The sequence below is a fragment of the Sandarakinorhabdus sp. genome (assembly GCF_032115815.1).
Taxonomy (GTDB): domain Bacteria; phylum Pseudomonadota; class Alphaproteobacteria; order Sphingomonadales; family Sphingomonadaceae; genus Sandarakinorhabdus.
On record NZ_JAUMBI010000182.1, the window covers coordinates 1 to 11184 of the forward strand.

General features: G+C 64.8%; 12 protein-coding genes. 9 read left to right on the forward strand and 3 right to left on the reverse strand.

Annotated elements, in window-relative coordinates; genetic code table 11:
• Positions 1-369 (reverse strand): S1 RNA-binding domain-containing protein (locus tag RT662_RS10730; protein ID WP_313670700.1); only part of this gene is annotated, 369 nt, incomplete at its 3' end.
• On the opposite strand from RT662_RS10730, the gene RT662_RS10735 reads away from it, so the two are divergent.
• The gene (locus RT662_RS10735) at positions 368-733 is read left to right on the forward strand and encodes a hypothetical protein (RefSeq protein ID WP_313670701.1); all 366 of its coding nucleotides are present in this window, start codon (positions 368-370) and stop codon (positions 731-733) included. The genes RT662_RS10730 and RT662_RS10735 overlap by 2 nt on opposite strands.
• A gap of 124 nt (positions 734-857) precedes the next feature.
• Positions 858-3062, forward strand: a complete 2205-nt coding sequence (locus tag RT662_RS10740; protein WP_313670702.1) for a S9 family peptidase — start codon at positions 858-860, stop codon at positions 3060-3062.
• 185 nt (positions 3063-3247) lie between these two features.
• Here the strand turns inward: RT662_RS10740 and rpsD are convergent, their stop codons facing one another.
• Complete coding sequence (gene rpsD, locus RT662_RS10745) at positions 3248-3859, reverse strand: 30S ribosomal protein S4 (protein ID WP_273434120.1); 612 nt, start codon at positions 3857-3859, stop codon at positions 3248-3250.
• A 245-nt stretch (positions 3860-4104) separates the two neighbouring features.
• Between rpsD and rpoZ the strand changes: the two genes are divergently transcribed.
• The 7 genes from rpoZ to lepB all read left to right on the forward strand — a co-directional run bounded on the left by rpoZ (position 4105) and on the right by lepB (position 10454).
• A complete protein-coding gene (gene rpoZ / locus RT662_RS10750) occupies positions 4105-4446 on the forward strand; it encodes a DNA-directed RNA polymerase subunit omega (protein ID WP_313670703.1) in 342 nt (113 codons plus the stop codon).
• 246 nt (positions 4447-4692) lie between these two features.
• On the forward strand, positions 4693-6801 hold the full coding sequence (locus RT662_RS10755; RefSeq protein WP_313670704.1) for a bifunctional (p)ppGpp synthetase/guanosine-3',5'-bis(diphosphate) 3'-pyrophosphohydrolase: 2109 nt from the start codon (positions 4693-4695) through the stop codon (positions 6799-6801).
• A 57-nt stretch (positions 6802-6858) separates the two neighbouring features.
• The gene (gene pyrE, locus RT662_RS10760) at positions 6859-7440 is read left to right on the forward strand and encodes an orotate phosphoribosyltransferase (RefSeq protein WP_313670705.1); all 582 of its coding nucleotides are present in this window, start codon (positions 6859-6861) and stop codon (positions 7438-7440) included.
• Complete coding sequence (locus tag RT662_RS10765; protein ID WP_313670706.1) at positions 7437-8468, forward strand: serine hydrolase domain-containing protein; 1032 nt, start codon at positions 7437-7439, stop codon at positions 8466-8468. Before pyrE ends, RT662_RS10765 begins: the two co-directional genes overlap by 4 nt.
• A complete protein-coding gene (locus RT662_RS10770; protein WP_313670707.1) occupies positions 8465-9214 on the forward strand; it encodes a pyridoxine 5'-phosphate synthase in 750 nt (249 codons plus the stop codon). Before RT662_RS10765 ends, RT662_RS10770 begins: the two co-directional genes overlap by 4 nt.
• Positions 9215-9222: 8 nt before the next feature.
• Positions 9223-9642, forward strand: coding sequence for a holo-ACP synthase (acpS, locus tag RT662_RS10775; protein WP_313670709.1), 420 nt, complete (start codon positions 9223-9225; stop codon positions 9640-9642).
• Positions 9639-10454, forward strand: a complete 816-nt coding sequence (gene lepB / locus RT662_RS10780; RefSeq protein WP_313670708.1) for a signal peptidase I — start codon at positions 9639-9641, stop codon at positions 10452-10454. Before acpS ends, lepB begins: the two co-directional genes overlap by 4 nt.
• A 156-nt stretch (positions 10455-10610) precedes the next feature.
• On the opposite strand, the gene RT662_RS10785 is transcribed toward lepB, so the two are convergent.
• Positions 10611-11129 (reverse strand): FKBP-type peptidyl-prolyl cis-trans isomerase, encoded by a 519-nt coding sequence (locus RT662_RS10785; protein ID WP_022680768.1) that lies wholly within the window; start codon positions 11127-11129, stop codon positions 10611-10613.
• Between the last annotated feature and the right edge of the window lie 55 nt (positions 11130-11184).

Consider the following 11184-nt stretch of genomic DNA (forward strand, 5'->3'; position numbering starts at 1 on the left):
CGCGTCCGACGGCTCATCGTGATGGCCACCGGTTTCCTGCACATCATCGCTGTCTTCGTCGCCGTCGCCATCATGGCCATGATCGTCGGCGGCCAGTTCGGCTTCCTCGCGCAGCAGGGCGTCGCGGTCTTCCTTGGGGATCTGGTAGTAATCGGGATGGATTTCGGAAAAGGCCAGGAAGCCGTGGCGGTTGCCGCCATATTCCACGAACGCCGCCTGCAGCGACGGTTCAACCCGGGTCACCTTGGCGAGATAGATATTGCCCTTGAGCTGACGCTTATCAGCTGCTTCGAAATCAAATTCCTCGATGCGCTGGCCGTTGACCACGGCCACTCGTGTTTCTTCCGGGTGGCGGGCGTCGATAAGCATGCGGTTTGACATTGATGGTCTCCGTGGCGCCAACCCAAGCCTCCACACCCGACAAGCGGGCGGCAACAGGGCGACGCGATATGAAAATGCCGGCAACATCGGAATGATGGCGCCGGCAGATGCGAGAAAGTGGGGTGAAATCAGCTGGCGCGGCGGCCTGACCGCTGGCCAGACGGCGCATGAAGCGCTGTCCTTTCGCCAGTTCGATCAATCCGGTCATCCGCGTGCCTTTCGGGTCATTTTTCGGCGGCCGACCCGGCTTGCACGACGCAAGGCGGCGACCATGATTTCCCGGCCCATCCGCCAAACACCAGCCAGCATGTGCGGCGGCAGCGCGGAGAACACAGAAAATGACAACGAATAAAGTTGCTAACCTCTTGCTAGCAGCCACTTGGCGCAGGAGCAAGGGTGCGGCAATGACGCACGATTGTCATATTCGCGCAGCCGGCGGAAATGCCCGCCCGGCTCGGGATTTGGGGGGAATGGGAATGAAGTTCGCATTGTTGGGCACGGCGCTGCTGGTTACCGTTCCCGTGATGGCCCAGCCTGCGGCGCAGGCAGCAGCCCAGCCGCTGACGCTTGAACGCGTCTTCGCTTCGCCCGCGCTGGGCGGTCCGCGCCCGCGGGTGCTGAAACTGTCCCCCGATGGCCGGCTGGCGACCCTGCTGAAAAGCCGAACGAGCGACAAGGACCGATTCGACCTGTGGGCCGTGGACACCGCGACCGGGCAAAGCCGCATGCTGGTCGATTCGGAAAAGCTGTCCAGTGGGGCCAAGCTGTCCGAAGCAGAACGCATGAACCGCGAGCGCCGCCGCATCGCCGATGTGAAAGGCATCACCGATTATGCCTGGGCACCCGATGCGAAACGCCTGCTGGTGCCGGTGGACGGCGATCTGTGGGTGGCCGCTCTGGATGGCAGCGTTTTGCGGCTGACGCAGACGCCACAAACCGAGACAGACGCGCAACTGAGCCCCAAGGGCGGTTTTGCCAGCTTCGTGCGCGACGGCCATCTGTTCGTCCAGCCGCTGGCTGGCGGTGCGGAACGCGAGGTGGCCGGCGAGACGACCCCCAAGGTGAGCTGGGGCGTCGCCGAATTCATCGCGCAGGAAGAGCTGGACCGGTTCGACGGCCATTGGTGGGCACCCGATGACAGCCGCATCGCCGTGGCGCGCGTCGACGAAACCCCGGTCAAGCAGGTCACGCGCGCCGCCATTGGCGCCGATGGCACCCGCCTGTTCACCCAGGCCTATCCGGCGGCCGGCACCGCCAATGCCGATGTGTCGCTGTGGCTGGTGAACCCGGATGGCTCGGCCAAGGTGAAGGTCGATCTCGGCCCGTCGGCGGACATCTATGTGGCCCGCGTCGCCTGGGCGGTGAATGGCAGGACGCTTTATGTGCAGCGCTTGGCCCGCGATCAGCAGCGGCTCGATATCCTCGCGGTTGATCCTAACACCGGCGCCTCGCGCGTGTTGGCGAGCGAAACCGCGAAGACCTGGGTCAATGTCCACGACTATTTCCGCCCGCTGAAGGACGGCAGCATCCTGTGGGCCAGCGAGCGCGATGGCTATCGCCACCTCTATCGACTGGAGGGCGCCACGGCGCAGCAGCTCACGCGCGGGCGATGGGTCATGGATGAACTGGTCGGCGTCGATGAGAAGCGCGGCCGGCTGTGGTTCACCGGCTTTGCCGATTCCACGCTGGAAAAGCAGGTCTATGGCCTCGATTTCCGCAAGGCCGGCGCCAAACCGCAGCGACTGACGGCGCCGGGCGGCTGGCACGAAGCGGTGATGGACGATGCCGGCCAGCGCCTGATCGTCACCAGTTCCACCCCCAGCCAGCCGGCGCAGGTGTGGCTGGGCGACGGGGCGGGCAAGCGGCTGGCGTGGATCGAGGAGAATCACCTCGACGGCAGCCACCCTTACGCACCTTATCTGGCTGCCCATGTCGTACCGCAGTTCGGCACGCTCGCCGCCGCCGATGGGCAGGCGATGGACTGGCGGCTGCTGAAGCCCGCCGGCCCCGGCCCGTTCCCGGTGCTGATGCAGGTTTACGGCGGGCCCCATGCACACAATGTGACGCGCAAGTTCACCTCCCCCATCGAGCAATATCTTGTGTCAAAGGGCTGGGCGGTGTTCCAGCTCGACAATCGTGGCAGCAACAATCGTGGCATGGCGTTTGAGGCGCCGATCTTCCGCGCCATGGGCGGCGTCGAGGTGCAGGACCAGTTGGCAGCGCTGGGCTGGATCAAGGCACAGCCTTGGGCGGGGAAGGTCGCCGTCAACGGCTGGTCCTATGGCGGGTTCATGGTGCTGAAGCTGCTGGAAGCCGCGCCCGGCGCTTTTGCCGCCGGCATTGCTGGCGCGCCCGTCACCCGCTGGGAGCTTTATGACACCGCCTACACCGAGCGTTATCTCGGCAACCCGGTCACGGAGCCTGCTGTCTATGCCAAGTCCGGCGTGCTGGGGGACGCAGCAAAGATCAGCGATCCGCTGCTACTGATGCATGGCATGGCCGACGACAACGTGGTGTTCGAGAATTCCACCGCGCTGATGACGGCACTGCAACGGGCAAAGACGCCGTTTGATCTGATGGTCTATCCCGGCGCCACCCACGCCACGCCGGGCCTGGAAGTGCACACGTGGATCACGCGGCTGAAGTTCCTGGGGCGGACGGTGGCTCCAACGGGGTATTGATCAAGCGCGGCCGGCGGCAAAGCCGCCGAGTCCGCTGGGTTTGCAGAGGAAGACCAGAAGGAAGTGCGTGGCGGAGCCACGCCGTCAGACGAATCAAAAAGGGCGGCTGTAGAGCCGCCCTTTTCGTTCGCTGGCCGAGCCGATGCGAGTCTGTGGACAACGCTGCGCGTTGTCCACGCGCCGCATTAACGGCTGTAAAACTCGACGACCAGGTTCGGTTCCATCTTCACCGGGTACGGCACTTCATCCAGCGTCGGCACGCGGACATAGCTGGCCTTGTTGCCATCAACCGACACATATTCCGGCACGTCACGCTCGGACAGGCTCTGGGCTTCCAGCACCAGCGCCATCTCGCGGGCCTTAGGGCCCAGCTCCAGCACATCGCCCGGCTTCACGCGGGCCGAACCGATGTTGCAGCGAACACCGTTCAGCCAGATGTGGCCATGGTTGACGATCTGGCGGGCGGCGAACACGGTCGGTGCCCACTTGGCGCGATAGATCACCATGTCCAGGCGCTGTTCGAGCAGGCCGATCAGGTTCTGCGAGGTATCGCCCTTCATGCGCACCGCTTCGGCATAAACCTTGCGGAACTGCTTTTCGGTGACGTCGCCGTAATAGCCCTTCAGCTTCTGCTTGGCGCGCAGCTGGATGCCGAAATCGCTGACCTTGCCCTTGCGGCGCTGGCCGTGCTGGCCGGGGCCATATTCACGCTTGTTGACCGGGCTCTTCGGACGACCCCAGATATTCTCGCCCATGCGGCGATCGAGCTTGTACTTGGCGTTTGAACGCTTGGACATTGTTCACCTCAGCTTTGACGGCCTGCCGGGATTGGCGGGCCTACCCGGTCTCGCCAAACCGACCTGTTGTCGGAGTGGGCCGCCGCTTCACCGGGGTGCGGGGCCAGATGCGAAGCGGGTCCGTTAGGGGGGCGAGACCACAGAGTCAAGACACGCCACCATCGTGGACGGGCAATTTCCTTGACTTTGCGCCTTCGAATCGTCAGGGAGCGCCATTCCCATTCCATCATTGCTGGAGCCATTTCATGGCACGCGTCACTGTTGAAGATTGCGTCGACAAGGTTTCCAACCGGTTCGACCTCGTGCTGCTGGCCGCGCATCGCGCCCGCAACATCTCGTCGGGTTCGGAACTGACCATCGATCGCGACCGCGACAAGAACCCGGTCGTGGCGCTGCGCGAGATCGCCGAAGAGACGATCAAGCCGACTGATCTGCGCGAGACGATGGTGCAGGGCATGCAGCGCGTGCAGGCTGAAGATGATGACACGCCGGATGTGATCGGGTCGCTCTCGGCCTCCGCCGAAGCGCTGCGCATCACCGCTGCGCAGCCGCCGCGGAATCAGAACATGGGTGGCGATTACGAGTAAGGCGGCTGGAAATAGCGCAGCTATTTCCTGACTCGCCGCACTCCGGCCAGCGATTGAAAAAGGCGGCTCTCCAGCCGCCTTTTTCATGTCGTCTGACGGCGTGGCTCCGCCACGTTCTTTCTTCTCTCTACCTTCCTTCTCCACACAAGCGGACTCGGCAGTTCCGCCGTCGGCCGCGCCCACAAGCGCCACATCCTGCCATTCAGCACTCGACTAAACCCCCAATCCCCCCCAAGATAATCGGCTATGCTGCGCCAGTATGAATTGGTGGAACGGGTCAAGGCCTATGATCCCGACGCGGATGAGGATCTGCTCAACCGCGCCTATGTGTTTTCGGTGAAAGCGCATGGCAGCCAGTTGCGCGCCAGTGGTGACCCTTATTTCAGCCACCCGGTCGAGGTGGCCGGCATCCTCACCGACCTGAAACTGGACGACAAGACGATCGCGACGGCCATCCTGCACGACACCATCGAGGACACGGTGGCAACGCAGGAGCAGATCGAGCGGCTGTTCGGGCCCGACGTCGCCCGGCTGGTCGATGGCGTCACCAAGCTGTCGAAGATCGAAACGCAGACGGAGAGCGAGCGCCAAGCCGAGAATCTGCGCAAGTTCCTGCTGGCGATGTCCACCGATATCCGCGTGCTGCTGGTCAAGCTGGCGGACCGGCTTCACAACATGCGCACGCTGCACCACATCGCCAAGGAGGAAAAGCGCCGCCGCATCGCCCGTGAAACCATGGACATCTATGCCCCACTGGCCGAGCGGATCGGCATGTATGGCTTCATGGAGGAGATGCAGGAACTGGCCTTCAGCCATCTGGAGCCGGAGGCCAGCGAGATGATCAGCCAGCGCATGGCGCGGCTGCGCGATACCAGCGGCGCCAATGTCCACCGCATCACCGGCGCGCTGGAAAATCTGCTGAAATCCAAGGGCATCGCCGCCACCGTCACTGGCCGCGAAAAGCGCCCCTACAGCATCTGGCGCAAGATGGCGGCGCGGCAGATGAGCTTTGAACAACTTTCCGACGTGATGGCGTTCCGAGTGATCCTGGATGACGAGAGCGACTGTTACCGGGCGCTGGGCATCGTGCACGGCCGCTGGCCGATGGTACCCGGCCGTTTCAAGGATTTCATCTCGACGCCCAAATCGAACGGCTATCGCAGCTTGCACACCTCGGTGCTGCTAGGCGGCGAAGCGGCGCGCATCGAGGTGCAGATCCGCACCCGGCTGATGCATGAGGAAGCCGAATATGGCGTTGCCGCGCACTGGGCTTACAAGCTGGGCGCCGATGGCGCTCCAGCGCGCGAGGCCTATCCGTGGATCGAGGATCTGCTCGACGTGCTGCAGGATGCGGCGAGCCCGGAAGAACTGCTGGAAAACGCCCGGCTGGCGATGTTCCAGGATCAGGTGTTCGTGTTCACGCCCAAGGGCGAGCTGTACCAGTTGCCCGGCGATTCCACCCCGGTGGATTTCGCCTATGCCGTGCACAGCGATCTGGGGGATCGGTGCGTGGGGGCCAAGGTGAACGGCCGCGCCGTGCCGCTGCGCACACGGCTGGTCAACGGCGACCAGGTCGAGATCTTGAAGGGCAAGGTGAAGTCGCCCGATCCCGCATGGGAGGCGTTCGTCGCCAGCGCCAAGGCCCGCGCCGCCATCCGCCGCCACGTGCGCCACAAGCGCCGCGAGGAATTGCTGGCGATGGGGGCCAAGCTGCTCGACGCGGTGGCGGGCCGGCTGAAGCTGACCCTGAACGACGAGATCATGGGGCCGGCGCTGGGCCGGCTGAAGCTGCATGATCGCGCCGCACTGCACCTGGCGATGGCGGAAAATCGGCTGTCTGACGATCAGGTCGCCGAAGCGCTGGCGCCCGGCGCCGCGTCACGCCCCAGCCGGCCACGCGGCGCCAGGGCCAAGGCGGCCGCAAGCATTTCCATCGAGGGGCTGACTCCGGGTGTCGGCTTCCTGCTGTGCGATCATTGCCGGCCGGTGCCGGGCGATCGCATCGTGGGTGTGCGCGAACCCGACGGGCCGATTTCGGTGCACGTGATCGATTGCAACCATCTCGCCGATGAAAGCGGCGAGTGGCTGGATGTGAAATGGGGTGCCGAAACCGCGGGCGCTGCGGCGCGCATTGCCGTCGTCGTGCACAACCAGCCCGGCGCGCTGGCCAGCCTGGCGGCCAGCATCGCGGCGCACAACGCCAATATCGTCGGGCTGGCGCTGAAGCACCGGGATCGCGAATTCCATACCGACATCGTTGATATCGAAGTGGAAAGCGTGGGCCACCTCGCCACCATCCTGGCGGCCCTGCGCCAGGTGAAAGCGGTGGTCTCGGCCGACAGGGTGCGGTTGTAAGGCCGCTTGCGTCGCCATCGGCGCACTGCCAATGCGGGCGCGAATGGAGTGAAGACGATGACTGACGATGACGTGCTGGCCGAATTCCGCGCCGCCGAAGCCCTGCTGGAAGGCCATTTCATCCTGTCATCCGGCCTGCGCAGCCCGCGCTATCTGCAATGCGCGCGGGTGCTGATGAGCCCGGCGCGGGCGGAGCGGCTGGCGGTGGCGCTGGCCACAAAGATCCCGGCAGAGGTGAAGGCGCGCATCACCGCCGTGATCGCGCCGGCGATGGGCGGCCTGATCTGCGGCTATGAACTCGCCCGCGCGCTGGGCGTGGATTCGATGTTCGTCGAACGGCCGACCGGCACGTTCGAGTTGCGCCGCGGGTTCCGGCTGGAGCCGGGGCAGCAGGTGCTGCTGATGGAAGATGTCGTCACCACCGGGCTGTCGAGCCGCGAAGCCATCGCCGCCATCACGGCCGCCGGCGGCGGGGTGATCCATGCCGCCTCGCTCGTCGATCGCTCCAATGGCAAGGCCGATCTGGGCGTGCCGTTCACGCCATTGATCCGGCTGGACGTGCCGAGCTATCAGCCCGACGCGCTGCCGCCCGAGCTTGAGGCCATTCCCGCCATCAAGCCGGGCAGCCGCGCGGCATGATCCCGCTGATCGCCATGATCGCGGCCTTCTATGGACCGGAACCGGCCGGCAGGGTCGCCGAGACCGCCGATTTCGGCGGCTTTGCCGGCATCGTGCTGCTGTCGGAAGGCGGCAAGGTCACGCTGGAAAAGGGCTTTGGCACCAAGGTGCCGCAGCGCATGGTTCGCGCCCGCACGCCATCGGATTTCCTGCCGGCCGACAATTGGCGCTGGGCTTCGGTGACCAAGCAGATCACCGCCACCATTGCCATGCAGGATGTGGCCGCAGGCCGGCTTGATCTGGAAGCACCGATCACCCGCTACCTGCCCGCCTTCAAGGGGCCGACAGCCAAGCAGATCACCGTGGGCATGCTGCTGGGCCACACTTCGGGCCTGCCCGACAGCAATGCAAACAACGGCGCCGCCTTCCGTCCCGGCGCCCGGGTGCTGCCCGAAACCGTTTGCGCCGGCGCGGTGCGCGATCAGCCGGGCAAAAGCTTCAATTACGACAATTGCGATTACATCATCGCCGGCCGCGTGCTCGAAGCTGTCAACCGCAAGCCCTATGCGCAGTTGCTCACCGAACGCATCATCCGCCCGCTCGGCATGACCAGCGTGCGCATCGCTGGCCCGCATGTTGCCGGTTTGGGCGAAGCGCCGGTGAACCTTGCGGCGTATGGCGCGGCCGGTGCGATCACCGGCACGGTGCGCGATCTGTGGCGGTTTGATCAGGCGCTGATCAATGGCAAGCTGCTGCCGGCCGCTGCCCGCGCCAAGATGTGGGAAGGCCGGCCGCAATATGGCTACGCCGCGCTCGGCCAATGGGCCTACACGGTGCCGCTGCGTGGCTGCGACAGCGCCCAGCGCATTATCGAACGGCGCGGTGCCATTGGCGGCGTGCAGGTGCGCAACTATATCCTGCCCGAACGCAACATCGTGCTGATCGCCATGACCAACCGCGACGATACCGAATTTGGCGAACTGTGGCAGGGCAAGGGCCTTGGCCATGATCTGCTCAGCGCGGCAGCCTGCAAGGCGATCGACGCATGACCAGTCACCTGCGCCCCAACCACCTCCGCCTTGGCGTCAACATCGATCATGTCGCCACCATCCGCAACGCGCGCGGCGGCCTGCATCCCTGCCCGCTCCGCGCCGCCGAAGTGGCCGCCGCCGCCGGTGCCGATGGCATCACCATCCATCTGCGCGAAGATCGCCGCCACATCACCGATGATGATCTGATCCGGCTTTCCGGCGCCATCTCGTTGCCGATCAATCTCGAAATGGCCGCGACCGACGAGATGCTGGCCATCGCGCTCGCGCACAAGCCCCACGCCGCCTGCATCGTGCCCGAACGCCGCGCCGAACGCACCACCGAAGGCGGGCTGGATGCCGCCGGCCAGCACAACACGCTGCAGCCGATCGTGGCGCGGCTGCAGGACGCTGGCATCCGCGTCTCCCTGTTCATCGCGCCGGATGATCGCCAGTTGGAGGCCGCTGCCCGGCTGGGTGTTCCGGTGGTGGAACTGCACACCGGCCCCTATGCCCACGCCGAAACCCCCGACGAGATCGAGCGCGAACTCGCCCGGCTGACCCGCGCCGCGGAAACCGGCGCTGCGCTGGGCCTGGAAATGCACGCCGGCCATGGCCTCACCTATGACAATGTCTTGCCCGTCGCGGCGCTGCCGCAGCTGGCCGAACTCAACATCGGCCATTTCCTGATCGGTGAAGCGGTGTTCGTCGGCCTTGATGCCGCCATCCGCCGGATGCGTGGCCTGATGGATGAGGCACGCGCTTGAGCGGCCTGATGGTGCCATCGGGATTGGCGCTGATCGGCCTGGGTTCCGATCTGTGCAATATCGAGCGCATTGCCAGCAGCATTGATCGCTTTGGCGACCGCTTCATCAACCGCATCTTCACCGACATCGAACAGGCCAAGGCCAACCGCCGCGAACTCACCCGCGCTGCCACCTTCGCCAAGCGTTTTGCCGCCAAGGAAGCCTGTGCCAAGGCGCTGGGCACTGGCTTTCGCCAGGGCGTGTTCTGGCGCGACATGGGCGTCGTCAACCTGCCCAGCGGCCAGCCCACCCTGCAGCTTTCGGGCGGCGCGGCGGCAAGGCTGGCACAAATCACGCCCAACGGGCATAAGGCGGCGATTCATCTGACGATGACTGACGACCATCCCTGGGCGCAGGCCATCGTGCTCATTACAGTTGGTGTGGAATGACCGAAGCCGTGGCGACCAAGAAGAAGATCAATTGGGCGGAGGAAGCCTGGCAGCTGTTCCTGCTGGCGCTGGCCGTGCTCGCTGTCCACACCGCGGTTGCCAAGCCCTTCTACATCCCGTCAGGCTCAATGCTGCCCGGCCTGCTGGTGGGTGATCGGCTGATCGTGTCGAAATATCCCTATGGCTATTCCTATCTCTCGCCGTCGCTGAACGTACTGCCCAAGACAGAGGGCCGGCTGTTCGGCAGCCTGCCGGAACGCGGTGACATCGTCGTGCTGAAATCGCCGATCGCCCAGGATGACTGGATCAAGCGGGTGATCGGCCTGCCCGGCGATACCGTGCAAATGAAGGATGGCCAGTTGTGGCTGAACGGCGTGGCCGTGCCCAAGCTGAAGCTGGCCGATACAGTGATGAAGGTGACGCCCAACAGCGATTGCGCCACGATGATCGACGCGCAATATCGGGTGATCACGCCGGATGGCACCGCCGAATGCCACCTGCCCACCTATCGCGAAACGCTGCCGGGCGGCCGCACCTATACCGTGCTCGATCTGGCCAACCTGCCGCAGGACAACACCGAACCGGTGATCGTGCCGGAAGGCCATGTGTTCCTGATGGGCGACAACCGCGACAACAGCGAAGACAGCCGCTTCCCCGCCGAAGTGGGCGGGCTGGGCCTGTTGCCGGTGGAAAATATCGTTGGCCGCGCCGAATTCACCACCTTCAGCCTGGATGGTTCGACCAGCCTGAACCCCGTCACCTGGGTGACGGCGCTGCGCAACCGCTGGTTCCTGTCGCTGCGGGACAATTGAACAACAACCAGCGCGCACGTCATCCCGGCGAACGCCGGGACCCATCTCCCGCCCGTGATTTCGAGCAAGGTGGAAGTGACGGCAGCGCCTATTGTAAACACAGCACGGGCGATGGGCCCCGGCGTTCGCCGGGGTGACGGCTGGGAGTGGTTGCCCTTACTGCGCCGGCTTTACCGCCAGCAGTTCGATATCAAATTCCAGCACTGCACCCGGCGGAATCACGCCGCCGGCGCCCTGGCTGCCATAGGCAAGCTGCGGCGGCACCACGAAGTGATATTTGGAACCAACCGTCATCAGCTGCACGCCTTCGGTCCAGCCGGGGATGACCTGATCAAGCGGGAAGGCCGCCGGCTGACCGCGCTGGTAGCTCGAATCGAACACGGTGCCGTCAATCAGCTTGCCTTCATAATGCACCAGCACCGTGTCCTTGGCAGCCGGCTTCGGGCCCTGGCCGGCGCGAATCACCTGATATTGCAGGCCTGATGCGGTGGTGATCACGCCGGGCTTGCTCTTGTTGGCGGCCATATACTTCACATCGGCGGTGCGCACGGCGGCGACCTGGCTCTGCGTGCCGGTATAGACCAGCACGCCAACCACGGCGATCACGACGGCGCCTGCCGCCAGCCACTTGCCGATGCCGACACCACCGGCGTTATTGGTTGCCTGACCTGACATATGTGCCTCAAAACCCAAAAATTGCTGGCGCCTGCGGAACGCTTGCATGTGCGCA